This is a genomic window from uncultured Anaerotruncus sp., from assembly GCF_902490045.1.
Classification (GTDB): Bacteria; Bacillota; Clostridia; order Oscillospirales; family Ruminococcaceae; genus Anaerotruncus.
Window position 1 is genome coordinate 1 of record NZ_CABUCJ010000008.1, and the last position, 19,133, is coordinate 19,133.

The 19,133-nt window shown below is 64.7% G+C and carries 13 protein-coding genes, 1 tRNA gene and 1 pseudogene; 14 read left to right on the plus strand and 1 reads right to left on the minus strand.

Going from position 1 to position 19,133, the window contains the following annotated elements; translation table 11 throughout:
• The 8 genes and pseudogenes from RDM88_RS01735 to RDM88_RS01770 form a co-directional block, all read left to right on the plus strand.
• A pseudogene (locus tag RDM88_RS01735) lies at window positions 1-224 on the plus strand (hypothetical protein); the annotation flags it as partial.
• Complete coding sequence (locus RDM88_RS01740; RefSeq protein WP_308752610.1) at window positions 221-817, plus strand: DUF4093 domain-containing protein; 597 nt, start codon at window positions 221-223, stop codon at window positions 815-817. The pseudogene RDM88_RS01735 and the gene RDM88_RS01740, both read left to right, overlap by 4 nt.
• Before the next feature lie 34 nt (window positions 818-851).
• Window positions 852-2,186 carry an MBOAT family O-acyltransferase gene (locus tag RDM88_RS01745; protein WP_308752612.1) on the plus strand — a complete coding sequence of 445 codons (1,335 nt, stop codon included), beginning with the start codon at window positions 852-854 and terminating at the stop codon, window positions 2,184-2,186.
• A 39-nt stretch (window positions 2,187-2,225) separates the two neighbouring features.
• A complete protein-coding gene (locus tag RDM88_RS01750) occupies window positions 2,226-3,353 on the plus strand; it encodes a DHHW family protein (protein ID WP_308752614.1) in 1,128 nt (375 codons plus the stop codon).
• 40 nt (window positions 3,354-3,393) lie between these two features.
• Window positions 3,394-3,480 (plus strand) — tRNA-Leu (locus RDM88_RS01755).
• Between the two features lie 264 nt (window positions 3,481-3,744).
• Window positions 3,745-6,315, plus strand: a complete 2,571-nt coding sequence (locus tag RDM88_RS01760) for an EAL domain-containing protein (protein ID WP_308752616.1) — start codon at window positions 3,745-3,747, stop codon at window positions 6,313-6,315.
• An 80-nt stretch (window positions 6,316-6,395) separates the two neighbouring features.
• Window positions 6,396-6,764 (plus strand): Hpt domain-containing protein, encoded by a 369-nt coding sequence (locus tag RDM88_RS01765; protein WP_308752621.1) that lies wholly within the window; start codon window positions 6,396-6,398, stop codon window positions 6,762-6,764.
• Window positions 6,761-11,422 (plus strand): PAS domain-containing protein, encoded by a 4,662-nt coding sequence (locus tag RDM88_RS01770; RefSeq protein WP_308752623.1) that lies wholly within the window; start codon window positions 6,761-6,763, stop codon window positions 11,420-11,422. The genes RDM88_RS01765 and RDM88_RS01770 overlap by 4 nt, the downstream gene beginning before the upstream one ends.
• 110 nt (window positions 11,423-11,532) lie before the next feature.
• Here the strand turns inward: RDM88_RS01770 and RDM88_RS01775 are convergent, their stop codons facing one another.
• Window positions 11,533-12,666, minus strand: coding sequence for an aldo/keto reductase (locus RDM88_RS01775; protein WP_308752625.1), 1,134 nt, complete (start codon window positions 12,664-12,666; stop codon window positions 11,533-11,535).
• A gap of 252 nt (window positions 12,667-12,918) precedes the next feature.
• Between RDM88_RS01775 and RDM88_RS01780 the strand changes: the two genes are divergently transcribed.
• The 6 genes from RDM88_RS01780 (at window position 12,919) to RDM88_RS01805 (ending at window position 18,862) form a co-directional block, all read left to right on the plus strand.
• Complete coding sequence (locus RDM88_RS01780) at window positions 12,919-14,067, plus strand: aldo/keto reductase (RefSeq protein ID WP_308752627.1); 1,149 nt, start codon at window positions 12,919-12,921, stop codon at window positions 14,065-14,067.
• 16 nt (window positions 14,068-14,083) lie between these two features.
• Window positions 14,084-14,464 carry a MerR family transcriptional regulator gene (locus tag RDM88_RS01785; RefSeq protein WP_308752629.1) on the plus strand — a complete coding sequence of 127 codons (381 nt, stop codon included), beginning with the start codon at window positions 14,084-14,086 and terminating at the stop codon, window positions 14,462-14,464.
• Between the two features lie 345 nt (window positions 14,465-14,809).
• Window positions 14,810-15,727 (plus strand): ABC transporter permease, encoded by a 918-nt coding sequence (locus RDM88_RS01790; RefSeq protein ID WP_308752631.1) that lies wholly within the window; start codon window positions 14,810-14,812, stop codon window positions 15,725-15,727.
• Window positions 15,728-15,739: 12 nt separating this feature from the next.
• Window positions 15,740-16,789, plus strand: coding sequence for an ABC transporter permease (locus RDM88_RS01795; protein ID WP_308752633.1), 1,050 nt, complete (start codon window positions 15,740-15,742; stop codon window positions 16,787-16,789).
• Window positions 16,790-16,805: 16 nt separating this feature from the next.
• Window positions 16,806-17,810, plus strand: coding sequence for an ABC transporter ATP-binding protein (locus RDM88_RS01800; RefSeq protein WP_308752635.1), 1,005 nt, complete (start codon window positions 16,806-16,808; stop codon window positions 17,808-17,810).
• The gene (locus RDM88_RS01805) at window positions 17,807-18,862 is read left to right on the plus strand and encodes an ABC transporter ATP-binding protein (protein ID WP_308752637.1); all 1,056 of its coding nucleotides are present in this window, start codon (window positions 17,807-17,809) and stop codon (window positions 18,860-18,862) included. Before RDM88_RS01800 ends, RDM88_RS01805 begins: the two co-directional genes overlap by 4 nt.
• The last annotated feature ends 271 nt before the right edge of the window (window positions 18,863-19,133 follow it).

Consider the following 19,133-nt stretch of genomic DNA (forward strand, 5'->3'; position numbering starts at 1 on the left):
CGGAGCGAGCGGCGGCGGAGCTCGGATACGCCAAAAACCGCACCTTCGCGATCAAGAACGCGATGAGCGACAGCGGCGGCTACACGGCCGGGCAGCTCGGAAAGATGCTGACGCTGCTCGCCGACGCGGACATGCGCCTCAAGAGCACGGGCGGGGACGACCGGGTCGTGCTCGAGGAAACGATTACCAAACTTTTTTTACTGACGGGGAAGCGAGCGGGATGATCAAGCTGAAGCAGGCGGTTGTCGTCGAGGGAAAATATGATAAGGCGAAGCTCTCGTCGCTCGTCGACGCGACGATCGTGACGACCGACGGGTTCGACGTCTTCCGCGACAGGGAAAAGCTCGCCTACATCCGCGCGCTCGCGGAGAAAAACGGCGTGATCATCCTGACCGATTCCGACGCGGCGGGCTTCCGCATCCGCGCGCACATCGCCGGCGCGGTCGCCCCCGAAAAGATCACCCACGTCTATATCCCGGACATTTTCGGTAAGGAGCGGCGCAAGGCGCAGCCCTCCGCCGAGGGCAAGCTCGGGGTGGAGGGGATGCCCTCCCGGGTGCTGCTCGACGCGCTGCGGCGCGCGGGCGTGGCCGTGGAGGGGGAGGAGGTCCCCGCCCCGGCGGAGCGGGCCGCGCCCGTCACCAAGGCGGACCTCGTCGAATGGGGGCTGTCCGGCGGGCCGGACAGCGCCGGCAGGCGGCGCCGCGTGCTCGCCGCGCTCGGACTGCCCGCGCGCATGAACGCCAACGCGATGCTTTCGGCAATCAACGCCCTCTACACCCGCGGGGAGTTCCTCGCCTTCCTGGAGACCCACTGACACCGCCCAAACCATCGAAAGGGGGTGCGCGGACGTGCATCTCGACAGCCTCTCCTTCCTCTACCTCTTTCTGCCGCTGGCGATCGCCGTCTGCCTCATCAGCCCCATGCGCTGGCGCCCGGCGGTCCTGCTCGCCTTTTCCGTCCTCTTCTACTGGTGGCGCGAGGGGGAGAACCTCCTCCTGCTGGCGGGCATCGTCCTGTTCGACTACCTGATGGGCCGCCTGCTCGAGCACGCCTCCAGGCTGCCCCGCCTGCGCCGGGGAATCATGATCTGCTCGGCGGCCAAGAGCGTTGCGATCTTCCTGCTCTACGGGGCGCTCGGCCCGGTCTACGGCGTGCATTTCCCGCTCGGGCTCGGGGTGGTGGCGCTCACCTCCTGCGGCTATGTGATCGACTGCTATTTCGGCTACACCTACGCCGAGCACAACCTGCCCGCGTTCGCGCTGATGAACCTCTTTTTCCCCCGGCTCTACGCCGGGCCGCTCGTCTACCACAACAAGCTCATGCCCCAGATCAAGGGGATGCGCATGACCCTGGAGCGGGCGGGGGAGGGCGGCAGGCTCTTCCTTGTCGGCCTCGGCAAAAAGGTGATCATCGGGGACGCGGTCTATGAGCTCTACCGCTCGCTGCGCGGGATGCCCGCCCTCAATATGACCGCGCTTTCGGTGTGGACGATGGTCGTGACGCTCGCCTTCTCGGTCTATTTCACCCTCTCCGGCTACTGCGACATGGCCAGGGGGATCGGGCTGATCTTCGGCGTGGAGCTGCCCGACAACTTCCACTACCCCTACCAGGCGACGAGCGTCAACGACTTCTTCGCCCGCTTCAACATCACCGTCAACCGCTACATCCGCCGCTATGTCTACATCAACCTCGGCGGCGCGCAGGGCAGCGTGCTTTCCGGCGTGTTCAACATCCTGCTTGTCACCATCCTCATGGGGCTGTGGTTCGGCATCAGCCTGAACCTGCTGCTCTGGGGCGCCTATTTCGCGGCGTTCGTCATCTTCGAGCGGTATTTCCTCAGCCGCTACATGGACGGGATTCCCACCCTCTTCCGGTGGCTGTACACCACCTTTGTCGTGCTCGTCTCCTTCGCGCTCTTTTCGGGCGGCACGCCGGGGCAGTCGCTCGGGTTCCTCAGGATGATGTTCGGCGTGGGGGGCTTCGCCACCCTAGAGAGCAGCAAGAGTGTGCTCTACCTGCTCGCCTCCCACTACCTCGTGCTGATTTTGGCGGCGGTCTCCTCGACGGGGCTGGTCGGCTGGCTCGCGGGACTGTGGAAGAGGCACCTGCCGCGCACCTATGGCGTCGCCTCGGCGGCCTTTACCGCCGCGCTGCTGGTTGTGACGACCGCCTACCTGCTGTAGCGGGCGGTGAAATTCATTCTGCGAAAGGGGGAAACCCGCGTGAGCAAAAAACTTTCGGGCGTCGTCTTTTTGGCGGCGGTCTTCGCGGTGCCGCTCTTTCTGCTGTTACGCGGGGGCGGGCGGCCGCTGTGGGACGCGGCGGCCGGGGACGCGGGGACGTTTGCGAAGCTCGAGCAGACGCTCGCGGGGCAGTTTCCCTCCTCCGACGCGCTGCGCCGCCTGCAGGTTTCCCTCAACTATATGGGGGGCGGCAAGGAGCAGAACGGCGTCTTTATCTCGGGCGGTTCGCTGACCCTTGACGTGCAGCCCAAGAGCCTGTCGGTCATCAACGACAACACGCTCGCGATGATTGATTTCGCGGACGACTACCAGATCCCCAGTTATGTGATGCTCATCCCGACCGCCTGCGCGGTCCAGCAGGGCAAGGTCCCCTACGACAGCATCGCGCCCCTCTATAACCAGCCGCAGCTGATCGACGACGTCTACCGCCGCGTCTCGGGACATGTCACGGCGATCAACGTCTACCCGACCCTCTTCAACCACCAGGACGAATACATCTACTACAACACCGACAACACCACGACGGGGCTGGGCGGCTTCTACATCTATACGGCGGTGGCCAAAAAGCTCGGCCTGCGTCCCCGCGCGCTCGAGGATTTTTCCATCGAGCACATCGACTACGACTATTACGGCGACCTCTATGCGCTCTCCCCCTACCGGGAGGTGTCGCCCGACCGGGTGTCGGTCTACAACTATAACTCCCAGTACCAGCGTAGCTACACCGTCACCCATTACAGCGCCGACGGGACCTCCCGCCGCTACTACACCCTCTACCCGAAATTCAAGAAGGAGCTCGGCGGCACGATGGACGTCCCGCTCGGCGGGCTTTCCCCTGTGATCGACATCGATATCGGCAACCCCTCCTACATCAACCGCCTGCTGATCTTCGGCGACGGTTCGGTGCAGAGCTACCTGCCCTTCCTGCTGATCTACTACGAGCAGGTGACCTTTGTGGACACCGCCACCGTCACGCCCGAGCTGCTCCAAGGCCTCAGGCTGGGCCGCTACAACCAGGTGCTTTTCGCCTTTTCGGTGGACAGCTACGTCTCCGCCGACCAGCTCTCCCTGCTCTCCGGGCTGCCCGCCCCGCCTGGCCGCCAGTCTTGACGAATCGCCCCGCTTGGGGTATGATAGGAAGGCGGAATTTGCCGCAGTGGCGGAATCGGCAGACGCAAGGGACTTAAAATCCCTCGGGGGCAACCCCGTGACAGTTCAAGTCTGTTCTGCGGCACCAGATTTGAGAATGCCCCGCCCCTCTCTTTTGGAGAGGGGCGGGGCATTCTGGCGCATTTCGCGCAGTTCCGTATCCGTCTTCTGCGGAATCGGGACAAAAAGCGGGTTTGGGGGAATATCCGTCCGCCCGGTCAAATTGCGGCGAAAAAGATTGCGCAGGCCGCCTCCCCCGTGATAGAATGGAAGCATCATGTGAACAGAGCAAACGGAGAAGCCGCCGGCATTTGCCCGCGGCTCGCTCCGTTGTGGAGCGGGGGGCGAGGAGATGGCCGTGCAAAAAACGATTTTGGTTGTGGAGGACAGCGAGATCAACCGGGCGACGCTCAGCGGAATTCTGTCGGCGGAGTATCGGGTTCTCGAGGCGGGAAACGGGCGGGAGGCGCTCGACCTTTTAAAGCGGCATGGGGAGGAGATCGCTCTGATCCTGCTGGACATCGTCATGCCCGTCATGGACGGCTACGCCTTCCTTTCGATCGTCAAGGAGCATCCCGACTATTCGTCCATCCCGGTCATCGTCACCACGCAGAGCGACAGCGAGGCCGACGAGGTGGCGGCCCTCTCCCACGGCGCGACGGATTTTGTGGCCAAGCCCTATAAGCCGCAGATCATCCTGCACCGCGCGGCCAGCATCATCAGCCTGCGTGAAACCGCCGCCATGATCAACCAGTTCCAATATGACCGGCTGACCGGCCTGTGCAGCAAGGAATTTTTCTACCAGCGGGTCCGGGAGGTCCTCCGGCAGAACCCTGCGCTGGAGTACGATATCATCTGTTCCGACATCGAAAACTTCAAGCTGATCAACGACGTCTTCGGCATCCCGGCGGGGGACCGCCTGCTGTGCGATATCGCGGCGCTCTACCGCACGGCCGTCGGGGACGTGGGAATCTGCGGAAGGCTCAATGCGGACCAGTTCGCCTGCCTGCTGGAGCGCCGGACGGATTACAGCGATGAAATGTTTGTCCGGATGAGCGGGGAACTGAACGCCCTCGCAAACGCCCGGAGGATTGTGATGAAATGGGGGATCTACCCGGTCGAGGACCGCGGCGTCCCGGTCGAGCAGATGTGCGACCGGGCCCTGCTGGCCGCGCGCAGCATCAAGGGGCAGTACGGCAAGCATTTCGCCGCCTATGACGACCAGCTGCGGGGCAGGCTGCTGCGGGAGCAGGCCATCATCGACAACATGGAGTCCGCCCTGGCGCAGGGGCAGTTCCAGGTCTACCTCCAGCCCAAGTACCGGATCAGGGACAGCCGGCTGGCGGGCGCCGAGGCGCTGGTGCGCTGGGCGCATCCCGAGTGGGGCCTGCAGTCCCCCGCGGAGTTCATCCCCCTCTTCGAGCGGAATGGATTTATCTCGAAGCTGGACCGGTTCGTCTGGGAACAGAGCTGTTCCCTTCTGCGCGGATGGGACGCCGCCGGCCTGCCGCCCATCCCGATCTCCGTCAACGTCTCCCGGGCGGACATCTACCAGGCGGACATCGCGGACGTCCTGCTGGAAACGGTCCGGAGATACGGCCTCGCGCCCGGGCGGCTCCATCTGGAGATCACGGAGAGCGCCTATACGGAGGATCCCAGCCAGATCATTGAAACGGTGGCCCGCCTGCGGGCGCTGGGCTTCGTCATTGAAATGGACGACTTCGGGAGCGGGTACTCCTCCCTCAACATGCTCAACCGGTTGCCGATCGACGTGCTGAAGCTGGACATGCGCTTTATCCAGAGCGAGACGGCGAAGCCCGTCGACCAGGGAATCCTGCGCTTTATCATGGATTTGGCGCGCTGGATGGAGCTGCATGTGGTGGCCGAGGGCGTGGAGACGCGGGAGCAGCTCGAACGCCTCCGGGAGATCGACTGCGACTATGTGCAGGGCTACTATTTTGTACGCCCGGTGCCCAGGGAAGAATTTGAAACGCTGCTCCGGGAAGAGGGCGCCGTCGTGGAGCGGGAGCCGGGCGCCAAACGCCTGCGTCCGGTTTTCCTGATCGCCGACGAGGACGCGTCCTACCGGAGCCGGGTGCGGGAGACCTTTGAAGACCTCTTCCAGATCGCGGAGGCCGGGACCGTGCGGGCCGTGCTCGACTGCGTCGCGGCGAACCGGGACAGGCTCGCCGCCGTGCTCCTCAGCGCCACGCTGCCGGAACCGGACGGCTTTTCGGCGCTGGAGGCCGTCAAGCGCAGCCGGGCTGTGTGGAGCACGCACGTCGTCATCACCGGGCCGCCGGACGCGCTGCTGGAGGAAAAGGCGCTGGAGCTGGGCGCGGAGGAGTATGTGGACAAGCCCCACACCTGCAAGAGCTTACGCAGGCAGGTGCTCCGGGCCATGGGGACCACCGCCTTCCGGGAGTGGAAGGACTCCCTGCAGGAGGAGGCCTGCCGGGACTACCAGACGGGCCTTTTGAACCGCCGGGGCTTCACCGCCGCCGTGGGCGCGCTGCGGGCGGAGGACCTGCCGCTGGCGGTCTGCATCTTCGATCTGGACGACCTCAAAAAGGCCAACGACACCTTCGGGCATATGGAGGGTGACCGGCTCATTGAGGAATTCGGCGCGCTTCTGCGCGCGCACACCCGCGAAAGCGACATCCTTTCCCGTTACGGCGGGGACGAATTTGTGGTGGTCATGAAGAGGATGCGCTCGGGGGAGGCGGCGCTGAAGAAGGGCGGGGAGATCTGCCGGGCGGCCCGGGAGCTCCGCGCCTCAAGGGGGACCGCGGCCTCCTGCACCGCGGGGATCGTTTTCAGCGGTTCGGAGGAGCCGATGACGGAACTGATCGCCCGGGCGGACCGGGCGCTCTACCGCGCGAAGGCAGGGGACAAGGGAAAATGCTGTCTGTGGAAAGAATGAGGGATAGGGAAGACCGGCCGTCCGCCGCCTGTGTGTGCCTTGGCGGCGGCTTGATTTTCCGGAATCGGGAGGGATAGACGATGGAGAATTTACGCGCGGCCTTCGAGGCATACGGCGCGGATTACGACGATACGATGCGGCGCTTTATGGGGAACGAGGCCATGTACCTGCGCGTGCTCGGCATGCTGCCCCGGGACGGCAGCGCGGAGAGGCTGGGCGGCGCGCTGGATGCGGGCGATCTGGACGGCGCGTTTGAAGCCGCCCACACGCTGAAGGGGGTCTCCGGAAATCTGGGGCTCGCCCCGCTTTACAAGGCGGTGTGCGCGCTCGTGGAGCCGCTGCGCCTGCGGGAGGAGCGGGACGACTACCCCGAACTGTACCGGGCCGTGCGGGGGGAATTCGAGCGGGCGGTCCTGTTTTTGGAAGCCCTGAAAGGAGCGCTGTCATGACGCGGGAGAGCCCCCTCTGCACGCCGGAGGTCCGGCAGCTGCAGGCCATCCTGGACAACGACCCGGCCGCCATCTTTGTCAGCGACGTGGAGAGCCGCCGGGTGCTCTACGCCAACCGGCAGGCGCGGGAGACGCTCCCGGCGCCTGCCGCCGGCGAGGTCTGCTGCTACCACATCGCGGGTTACCAGTCCGCCTGCCCCTTCTGCCACGCGGGCGGGATGAGCCGGGACAGCCTCCTGGTGCGCGAGTACCGCCACCCCTTCAATGGGCGCGTCTACCAGCTCAGTGGAAAGATCGTCGACTGGGGGGACAGGCCCGCGCACATCGAATACGTCAGGGACGTCACCGAGCAGCGGGCGGAGGCGGAGCGCGCCGACCGGCTGCAGGAGGGGCTGAAGGAGACCTTTACCAGCGTTCCCTGCGGGCTGTGCGTCTACCGGATCGAGTGGCCCAGGATCGTGCCGCTCTTCCACAACCCCGCCTTCTATGAGATCGTGGGCTACTCCGACGAGCATATCCGGTCGAGCCGGGAGAAGACCGACTATCTCGGCGTGCATCCGGAGGACGTCGGACTCCTGCGGGAAAAAATCGCCGCGGCGTACCGGGGAGACGGCAGCCTGCGGCACACCTACCGGCTGTGGAACGACCGGCGGGGGGAATACGTCTGGATCAACCTCGACGGCACGATCAAGACCCATGAGGACGGCTCCAGAATCCTCTACGCCATCTACACCGACGTCAGCGCGCGCAAGCGCCTGGAGGAAGAGCTGACGGCGGCCAACGTGAAGATGCAGGACATCGTCAACGCCATCCCCGGCGGGGTCGCCATCTACCGGGTGGCGGACATCTTTGAGACGGTTTATTTTTCCGACGGCGTGCCGGAATTGACCGGATACACCGTGGAGGAGTACCGGGAGCTGTCCAAGGGGGACGCGGCCGGGATGATCTATCCGGAGGACACCGCGATGGTGGTCTCAAAGGTCAGGGAAGCCCTGCGGAACCGGACGGTGGCGGACTTTGAATTCCGGAAGCTGCACCGGGACGGGCACATCGTCTGGGTGCACGCCCAGGCGAAGCAGGTGGGGGAGGAGCGCGGCCGCCCCCTGCTTCAGTGCGTGTTCCACAACATCACCGCGCTCAAGGAGACCCAGCTGGAGCTCGGCCACCTGGTCAACTCGATCCCGGGCGGGATCGCCGGTTACCGGGTGGAGGAGGGCCGGTTCGTCCCCGCCTACTTCTCCGCGGGTGTCCCCGCCCTCACGGGCCACACGCGGGAGGAGTACGGGGCGCTCGTCCGGCGGGACGCCTTTGACGCCGTCTACGAGGCGGACAGGCCCCGGGTCCTCTCCGCGGCGAGGGTTGCTTTGGAGAGCGGCAAAGTGCTCGACATCTCCTACCGGATGCGCCATAAAAACGGGTCCCTCGTCTGGCTGCACCTCAACGGCCGCCGGATGGGGCCGCTGTCGGAATCCAGCTGGTTCTACGGGGTCTTCACCGGTATGTCGGCGGAGGCGCAGCTCTTCCAGAGCATCGCGAACGAGACGGCGGACGGCATCTACGTCATCGACCGGAAAAACTACGACCTGCTCTACATCAACGAATCGCGGGAGCTCTTTGCGAAGAGCGGCGGCTGCGTCGGGCAGAAATGCTACGCCGCCCTGCACGGGAAGGACGCGCCCTGCGCGTTCTGCACGCTGCACAGCCACGCCCCGGACGGGAAGGCGCACGAGATGGCGCTGGAGGGGAACGGACGGTTTTACACCACCCGCTTCATGGAGACCGACTGGAACGGCATCCCGGCGTATGTGAAATACGTCCACGACGTGACCGGCGAGGTCCGCGTCCAGCGGGAAAAGGCGCGCCTGGAGCAGTATTTCCAGACGGTGGTCAAATACCTCCCGGGCGGCGTCGCCGTAATCCGCTACAAGCCCGACGGAGGCATGATCCCCGAATTTTTGTCGGACGGGTTTGCCGCCATGACCGGCATGACGCAGGAGGCGGCATGGGAGCTCTACCAGCGGGACGCCATGGCCGGGGTCCATCCGGACGACCAGGAGATGGTCGTCCGGCAGATGGCGGAGTTTATCGCCAGCGGGAAGAGCAGCTGCGAACTGATCTACCGGCTCGAAAAGGGCGGCGGCGGTTACGTCTGGGTGAAAAACACCCTCTCGATGCTCCAGAGCGAGGACGGGGAGCTGCGGATTTACGCGGGATACCACGACATGACCCGGGAGCGGGAGGAGCGGGAGGAGCTCAGGAGGCAGTTCAACGACCGGATCCTGCAGCACTACCGCACGCCCGGCCCCGACGCGCTGATCGTGGGCCACTGCAACGTCACGCGAAACCAAATCCTCGAGATCATCGACCACACCGATTCCGGCCTGCTGCGCACCTTCGGCGGCGAGCGGGAGGCCTTTTTCATGGGGCTCTCGAATCTGGTCGCCGACGAGGACGGGCGGCGGATTTTCAGGGAAGCCTACCTGAACGCGCCTTCCCTGGCGGCCTTTGAGCGGGGCGATACCGAGATCGTCCGGGATTTCTTTGTCAAGCTGCCGAAGGAGCGGCGCGGGCGCTATGTGCGGTTCAAGGTGAACCTGGTGGAGACCCCCGACACGGGGGATGTCACCGGTATCCTGACCGTGACGGACATCACGGAGCAGACCATCTCCGAACGCATCCTGCGCCGGCTGTCGCTGGCGGGCAGCGACCTCGTGGTCGACGTAGACATCCCCGAGGACCGCTACCGGGTCCTCAACGGGGAGATGGACGCGGGCGACATCCCGGCGCGGGAGGGCCGGCATTCCGACCGGATCGCCTACATGCTCCAAAAGCAGGTGGTGCCCAGGGACCGCGAACAGGTGGAAACCCTGCTGGACCCGGCCTATATCATGAAGCGGCTGCGGGTGGAGGACTCCTATTCCTTCCACTACGCCATCCTCGGGGAGCGGGGGGAGGTCCTCACCAAAAAGCTTACCGTTTCCGCCATCGACCTGCGGCTGGGACGGGTCTGCTTTGCGCGGGCGGACATCACCGATTCGGTGCGGGAGCAGCAGGGGCTGCTGAACGTCGCGGCCTATACCTTTGAGCTGCTGGGGCTCATCCAGGTCGTCAGCGGGCGCATGACGATGCACACCCGCCGGACGGTGCTGGAAAACCTGCCCCCCTTCGTCGTGGAGGACTACAGCGCTTCCATCGGGCTGGTCGCGGAATACTATAACCCCGGCGGCGGGACGGAGGAGCTGGAAAGCCAGCTCCGGCTGGAGACAATGCTCCGGCATCTGGAGGAGCAGCCCGCGGGCTACGACTTCGTCTTCCCGCACCGTTCGGAGGAGGGCCTGCGCTACAAGCAGATCACCGTCCTGTGGGGGGACGGGGAGCATAAGACGGTGTGCATGGTGCGCGCCGACGTGACCGATATGCTGGCGGAGGAACGCCGGTCCAAAAAGGCACTGGAGCAGGCGCTGGAGCTCGCGGAGGAGGCCAGCCGCGCCAAGAGCGACTTCCTCTCCTCCATGAGCCACGACATCCGCACGCCGATGAACGCGATCATGGGGATGACCGCGCTTGCCAGCGCCTATATCGACGATCCCGTGCGGGTCGCGGACTGCCTGCAGAAGATTTCCATCTCCTCCCGGCACCTGCTCAGCCTGATCAACGACATTTTGGACATGAGCAAGATCGAGCGCGGGAAGATCACGCTCAACCGGATGGAGATGTCCGTCCCCGGCCTGCTGGAGCAGCTCTCGACCATCATCGAGCCGCAGGCCCGGGCGGCGGGGCTCTCCTTCCGCGCGCACGCCGGGCAGGTCCGCCGGGAGCGGTTCTTCGGGGACGCCCTGCGCGTCAGCCAGATCCTGCTCAACCTGCTGAGCAACGCGGTCAAGTTCACCCCGGAGGGGGGAAGGGTGGAGCTTTTGGCGGAGGAGCTGCCCGCGGCGGGCGCGGACCGCGTCCGCTACCGCTTCACCGTGCGCGACACGGGGGTCGGGATGTCGGAGGAGTTCCTCACGACGATATTCGACCCCTTCGCCCGCGGCAGGGAGGCGACGCGCGTCGAGGGGACCGGCCTGGGGTTGAGCATCGCCAAGGGGCTGGTCGACCTGATGGGCGGCTCGATCTCGGTGGAGAGCCGTCCCGGCGGGGGCTCCGTCTTTACGGTGGAGCTTGAATGCGAGGCCGGCGGGGCCTTTGGGCCCCCCGCCGGGGAGGCGGGCGGGCCGCAGTCCGCGGTTCCCGCGGAGGAGGCGCCGTTCGCCGGCCGCCGCATCCTGGTGGCGGAGGACAATGAGATCAACGCGGAAATCCTCTGCGGCCTGCTGGAAATCTACGGGGCGGAAACGGTGGTCCGGACCGACGGCGCCAAGGCGGTGCGGGAGTTCCGAAACCAGCCGCCGGGCACCTACGACGCCGTCCTGATGGACATCCAGATGCCCGAGATGAACGGCTACGAGGCCGCCCGGGCGATCCGGGGGCTGGACCGTCCCGACGCGCGGACGGTGCCCATCATCGCCATGACGGCGAACGCCTTTTCGGAGGATGTGCAGGCGGCGCTCGCGGCCGGGATGACCGCCCACGTGGCGAAACCGATCGACACCGCCATCCTGCAAAGCACGCTGCGCCGTGCGCTGGAGGAGGCGGACGGTCCGCCCCGTGAGTGAAAAATCCGTGGGTGAAAAAAGAGGGGGCGCCTCGTGAGGCGCCCCCTCTTTTCAGTTACAAAAGCCAGTCCGCGGCCGTGCCCAAGCCCCCCGGCGCGGGGCGGGCGCGCTCACGCGTTCAGCTTTGCCGCGAAATCCGCCATGGCCTCTGAAATTTTGATCTGCTGCGGGCAGACCGCCTCGCAGCCGCGGCAGCCGAGGCAGGCCGACGGCCGTTTGTCCCCGGGCAGCGCGGACAGGGCCATCGGCGCGAGGAACCCTCCCTCCGTGAAGCAGTGTTCGTTGTAGAGCGCCAGCAGCGACGGGATATCCAGTCCCTGCGGGCAGTGGGAGGTGCAGTAGCGGCAGGCGGTGCAGGGCAGCGCGATTTTCCGGACCATCCCGTCCGCGACGGTGAGCAGGGCCTCCTTCTCGCGGTCGTCTAGGGGCTTTTCCGTTTCGAAGGTGCCGAGGTTTTCCGCAAGCTGCTCGAAATTGGACATGCCGGAGAGCACCACCGTAACGTGCGGGAGCGACTGCAAAAACCGGAACGCCCAGGCCGGGACGCCCTCCCCGGGGCGGAGCGCCCTCAGCTTCGCGGCGTCTTCGGCGGAGAGGGAGGCGAGCCGTCCCCCGCGCAGGGGCTCCATCACCCAGACGGGGATGCCGTATTCGTCGAGCAGGCCGACCTTCGCCTTCGCGTCCTGGAAGGTCCAGTCGAGATAGTTGAGCTGGATTTGGCAGAACTCCATCCGGTCGCCGCAGGCCTCTAGAAACCGCTTCATCACGCCGCGGCTTCCGTGGGCGGAAAAGCCCAGGTGCCGGATGCGCCCGGCCTCCTTCTGCCTGACCAGGTAGTCGAGGATGCCGTATTGCCCGTCCAGGTAGGCGTCGATGTTCATCTCGCAGACGTTGTGGAAGAGGTAAAAGTCGAAATAGCCGACGCGGCATTTTTTCAGCTGCGCCTCAAAGATCTCCTCCACCTTGTCCATATTGGAGAGGTCGTAGCCGGGGAATTTGTCCGCGAGGAAAAAGCTGTCCCTCGGGTAGCGGGAGAGCAGCTTGCCCATGACGAGCTCGGACTGCCCGCTGTGGTAGCCCCACGCGGTGTCGAAGTAGTTGATACCCCGCTCCATCGCGTAATCGACCATTTTTTCCGCCGCGGCCTCGTCGATCCTTGCGTCGTCCCCGTCGACGACGGGCAGGCGCATGGCGCCCAGCCCGAGCGCGGAGAGCTTTAGATCCTGAAAGTCTTTGTAGATCATGCAGGTTTCCTCATTTCCTTCCTCATTGCCTGGTTTGTGGGTTTTCGGGTTTTCCATGCGGTCCTGGTCCCGTTTCCCGCAGGGGAAAGGCCCGGCCTTATTAAAGGCTACACCATGGAGTGTACTCCAAGTCAAGTGAACAAATTGTGAATGGATTTTGTGGAGAGAGATGCAAAATGGGGGGTTGACTTGGAGTGGACTCCAAGTGTTACAATGGGCTCACAAACGACTGGCAGAAATGGGGAAACCGTGATGAACTACCGTGAACTTGGAAAAACCGGCCTGCGGGTCAGCGAGATCGGCCTGGGCTGCGAGGGCTTCGTCCTCCGGGACGACGCCTTTGCCGAAGAGCTCTTCCGGCTGGCCTTTGAGGGCGGAATCAACTGTATGGACCTCTACACCCCCAACCCCGACGTCCAGCGGCGGACGGGCAGGGCGATCCGGGACCGCCGGGAGGCGTTCGTCCTCCAGGCGCACCTGTGCGCCATCTGGGAGAACGGGCAGTACCGCGCGACCCGCAAAATCGAGGAGGTCCGCGCCGCGTTTGAAACGATGCTCTCCAACCTCGGCACGGATTACGTGGATGTCGGCATGATCCACTATGTCGATTCCCCCGCGCTGTGGCGGGAGATCGCGGAGGGGCCGGTGATGGCCTATGCGCGGGAGCTCAAAAAGGCGGGAAGGATCCGGCACATCGGCGTCAGCAGCCACAACCCCGAGGCCGCGCTCGCGGCGGTGGAGAGCGGGCTTGTCGAGGTGCTGATGTTCAGCGTCAACCCCTGCTACGACCTCCAGCCGCCGAACGAGGATGTGGAACAGCTGTGGGCCCCGGACAGCTACAGCGGCGGGCTCACCAACATGGACCCCACGCGGGAGCGGCTCTACGAAACCTGCCAGCGCATGGGGGTGGGGATCACCGTCATGAAGGCGTTCGGCGGCGGCGACCTGCTCAGCGGGGAGCTCTCCCCGGCGGGGAAGGCGCTTACGGCCGTCCAGTGCCTGCACTACGCCGCCACGCGCCCGGCGGTGGCCTCGGTCATGGTCGGCGCGCGCAGCCTGGACGACCTGCGCGCCTCCCTCGCCTACGAGACCGCATCCGACCGGGAGCGGGACTACGCCGCGGCGTTCGCCTCCTTCCCGCGGATCCGCTGGGAGGGCCACTGTATGTACTGCGGACACTGCGCGCCCTGCCCGAAGGGGATCGATGTGGCGACGGCGACCAAATTCCTCAACCTCGCGAAGGCGCAGGGCGGGGTGCCCGAGACGGTGCGGGAGCACTATGCCGCGCTCGCCCACAAGGCGGGGGAGTGCATTGCGTGCGGGGCGTGTGAAAAGCGCTGCCCGTTCGGGGTCTCCGCCGTCGAAAACATGAAGCAGGCGGCCGCCGTGTTTGGATATTGATGGGGGGAGAAGAGCCATGACGATCACGGAGGTCAGCAGGAAATACGGGATCAGCCCGGACACCCTGCGCTATTACGAGCGCATCGGGCTGCTTCCGCCGGTGCCCCGAAACAGAAGCGGCATCCGGGATTACGACGAGGCGTCCTGCGGCTGGGTCGAGCTGATGAAGTGCATGCGGGCGGCGGGGGTCCAGATCGAGGCGCTGATCGAATACGTGAACCTCTTCCAGCAGGGGGACGAAACGGTCGACGCCCGCGAGGAGCTGCTCAGGGAGCAGCGCAGGCAGCTTGCGGACCGGATGGCCGAAATGCAGCGGTCGCTCGACCGGCTGGACGAAAAGATCGACCGGTACGAAAAGGGCCTGATGACGGGGGCGCATCTCAAAAAGCAGGGCTGAATGAAGGCTCCGGCTTCCTTTTTGGAAACCGGAGCCTTTGCCCGCCCGCCGTTTTTTGGGCCCGGGCCCGGGCGGGCTTCGGGAAGCGGGTCTCATTTTGGCCGCAGGCAAACATTTCTCGGAAGAAAAAGGGAATATCAGGCTGCGCGCCGTTGACAAAATCCGCGAAAATCGGTAAAATTAATATTTATGGCGACGAAGTGCGACAGGCCGCTGTTTATTGGCTGAGAACGCCTGTTTTTGCTCCAGAAACAGGCGGGGCGCCTTCTTGCGGCCCCGCGGCGGCGGGGCTGGGCCGCCGAAACGGCCCGGATGATGACGCAAACAAATGAAGGAAGTGATACTGTGGGAAAATACATCCTGAAGAGGGTGGCGATGGCGGTGCTGACCATCTATCTGGTATCGACCATCACCTTTTTCCTGATGAACCTGGTGCCCGGCGGGCCGTTCCTGGCGGAGAAGGCGGTCAGTCCGCAGGCGCAGGCCGCGATGGAGGAGAAATACGGTCTGGACAAGCCCCTCTCGGTTCAGTATAAGAACTATATGCTCGGCCTGGTCAAGGGCGACCTCGGGCTCAGCGTCAAGCAGCGCGGGCGCACGGTGGCGCAGATCATCGCCACTAAGTTCCCCGTGTCTGCGCGCCTGGGCGGGCTTTCGATCCTGACGGCCGTCTGCGTGGGCATCCCGCTGGGAAGCATCGCGGCGTTCAACCGCGGCAAATGGGCGGACAACGTGGTGATTTTCATCGCCACCTGCGGCATCGCGGTGCCGAGCTTCGTCATCTGCACCCTGCTGCTCATGCTGTTCGGGCTCAAGCTCGGATGGCTGCCGACGGTGGGGCTCAACAGCGTGCTCCACTATATCATGCCGGTGACGGCGCTCGCCTTCTACCCGACGGCGTATATCGCGCGGCTCATGCGTTCGTCGATGCTCGACGTGCTCGGGCAGGACTACATGCGCGCCGCCCGCGCCAAGGGCCTCGGGCGGTTCAAATGCATCTTCAAGCACGCGCTGCGCAACGCGGTCCTACCGGTGGTGACCTACCTCGGCCCGCTGCTCGCCTATACGCTGACGGGCAGCTTCGTGGTGGAAAAAATCTTCACCATCCCCGGGCTGGGCAGCGAGTTCGTCGGCTCGATCACGGGGCGCGACTACCCGCTGATCATGGGGACGACCATCTTCCTGGCCGTGCTCATCGTCTCGATGAACGTGATCGTCGACATCGCCTATAAACTGATTGATCCGCGGATCAAGCTGAAGTAAGGGGGAAGATTGATGTCTGAACAGAATAAAAAATTCCCCACCTTCCAGCTGAACGTGGACGACTTCCTCCCGGCCGACGAGGCGGAGAAGGAAAGCCTGGTCACGATGCGGGAGAGCGTCGGGTTCTGGAAGGACGGCTTCCAGCGCCTTCTCAAGAACCGGGTGGCGATCGTCAGCTTTGTGGTCATCCTGGTCGTCATGGTCTTCTCCTTCATCGTTCCGAGCTTCTACCCCTACAGCTATGAGCACCAGATCCGCGGCGCGGAGAACCTCGCGCCCATGCAGTATTCGGACGGCGAGCTCGAGCAGATCGCGGCCGGGGAGAGCGTCTTCCCGCACGTCCTCGGCACCGACCATCTCGGGCGCGACTTCGCCGTGCGCGTGATGATGGGCAGCCGCATCTCCCTGCTGGTCGGCCTGATCGCCTCCGGGCTCATCCTGCTGATCGGCTCGATCTACGGGTCGGTCGCCGGCTTCTTCGGCGGCTGGGTTGACATCATCATGATGCGCATCGTCGACATCATCTACACGGTGCCGGACATCCTGATCATCATCCTGCTGGCGGTCACGCTGAAATATCCGCTGCAAAACCTCGCCGAGCAGCCGGGGTTCGGCTGGATCGCGGCGGTGGGCGTCAACCTGACGAGCATCTTCATCGTCTTCGCGCTGCTCTACTGGGTCGGCATGGCGCGCATCGTGCGCAGCCAGATTTTGCAGCTCAAGGAGCAGGAATACGTCACCGCCGCCCGCGCGCTCGGCGCGAGCAGCGGCAGGATCATCCGCAAGCACCTGCTCACCAACTGCATCGGCACCCTCATCGTCACCACCACCCTGCAGATTCCGTCGGCGATCTTCACCGAGAGCTTTCTGAGCTTCCTCGGCATCGGCGTCGCGGTGCCGATGCCGTCGCTCGGCTCGCTGGCCAACGACGCGCTCAACGGGCTGCAGTCCTATCCCTACCGGCTGCTTGCGCCGGCGCTGCTCATCAGCGTCATCATCCTCAGCTTCAACCTCCTCGGGGACGGCCTGCGGGACGCCTTCGATCCCAAGATGAAAGAATAGAAAGGAGAGGATTTTTATGGGAAACCTGCTGGATATCAAAGATGAACGCCTCTCCTTTTTCACCCCCGCGGGCGAGGTCAAGGCCCTGGGCGGCGTCTCCTTCTCGATGAAGGAGGGGGACGTGCTGGGCATCGTGGGCGAGTCGGGCTCGGGCAAGTCGGTCACCGCCTATTCGGTGATGGGACTGACCGCGCATCCGGGCCGCCTCATCGGCGGCTCGGTCGAGTTCAACGGCCACCGCATCGACCAGATGTCGGAAAAGGAGATGCGCAGGATCCGGGGCAACGAGGTGTCGATCATCTTCCAGGACCCGATGACGAGCCTCAACCCGGTCTATACGATCGGCAACCAGATCTGCGAGGTCATCCGCCTGCACACCAATAAGAGCAAGGCCGAGGCGCATGCGCGCGCCAAGGAGCTGCTGACGCTGGTGGGCATCAACGAGCCGGAAAAGCGCCTCAAGCAGTATCCGCACGAGCTTTCGGGGGGGATGCGCCAGCGCGTCATGATCGCGATCGCGCTCGCCTGCGAGCCCAAGCTGCTCATCGCAGACGAGCCGACCACCGCGCTGGACGTGACGATCCAGGCGCAGATCCTTGAGCTGATGATCGAGCTCCGGGAGAAGCTCGGCATGAGCATCATCATGATCACGCACGACCTGGGCATCGTCTCGAGGATGTGCGAAAAGATCGCCGTCATGTACGCCGGAAAGATCGTCGAGTACGGCACGGTGGACGAAATTTTCTACGAGACGAGCCATGAATACACCAAGGGCCTTTTGCGCAGCATCCCCAAGCTGACGAGCGAGGCGCACGAAAAGCTGGTGCCCATCGAGGGCACGCCGGTGGACATGCTCAACCCGCCGAAGGGCTGCCCCTTCGCGCCCCGCTGCGGCGCCTGCATGAAGGTCTGCCTGCGGGAGATGCCCCCCTACACCGACCTGAGCGATACCCATTACAGCGCCTGCTGGCTGATCCAGAAGCGGGAGTTTGAGAAAGCGTCGGGAGGGAGCGGGCAATGAACAAGCTGATTGAAGTGGAGCACCTGAAGCAGTATTTCCCCGTCGCGGGCGGCAAGCTCTTTGAAAACCGCGTGGTCAAGGCGGTCGACGACGTCTCCTTCTACATCGAGAAGGGGGAGACGCTCGGGCTGGTGGGCGAGTCGGGCTGCGGCAAGACGACCACCGGGCGCACCCTGCTGCGGCTCTACGAGCCGACGGGCGGGCGCATCGTCTACGACGGCAAGCCGATCTTTGACAGCGGCAATGTCCCGCTGACCGGCGAAAACGGCGAACCCAAACGGGACGCCGCCGGCAGGGTGGTCTGCGGGCCGAAGACGGCCGTGAACATGATGCCCTACCGGCGCAGGATGCAGATCGTCTTCCAGGACCCCTACGCGAGCCTCGACCCGCGCATGACGGTCGGGGACATCGTCGGCGAGGCGGTCGACATCCACAAGCTCTGCAAGACCAGGCAGGAGCGCCGCGACCGGATCATCGAGATGCTCCGGCGGGTCGGGCTCAACTCGGAGCACGCCAACCGCTATCCGCATGAGTTTTCGGGCGGGCAGCGGCAGCGCGTCGGCATCGCCCGCGCGCTCGCGGTCGACCCCGAGTTCATCGTCTGCGACGAGCCGATCTCCGCGCTCGACGTTTCGATCCAGGCGCAGGTCGTCAACATGTTCGAGGAGCTTCAGGAGCAGATGGGGCTGACCTATCTGTTCATCGCGCACGACCTGTCGGTCGTCAAGCACATCTCCAACCGCATCGGCGTCATGTATCTGGGCAAGCTGGTCGAGCTGGCGGACAGCAACGAGCTGACCTTCCACAGCGCGCACCCCTACACCCGCTCGCTCATCTCGGCGATCCCCGTCGCCGACCCCAGGCTGAGCCGCACCCGCCAGCGCATCGTGCTCGAAGGGGACGTGCCCAGCCCGGTGAACCCGCCCAGCGGCTGCCGCTTCCGCACCCGCTGCCCCTACGCGACCGAACGGTGCGCCGCGGAAGAGCCCGCCTTCCGCGAGGTGTCCCCCGGCCACTACGCGGCCTGCCACAATCTGGAACAGGTAAGATAGAGGAAAAAAGGTAAAAATAGGTTACAAACCGGAGACATGCCTTGCATGAACGGCCGGATGCGTGTATAATAAAAAATGATCTCATGCCGGCCGAAGGGCCGCGCGCACTCCCGGCGGCAACAGAATCGTTGACAAAAGCAGCGGATATCCGCTGCTTTTGATCGCTCGCAAAACGAGCGATCAATCCCCTTGTTTTCGCCGCGCGTCCGGGAAGGACGCCGCGGGAAACCGTCCGGGGCTGCAGCGCCTCCGGTATGAGGGCTCCGTACGC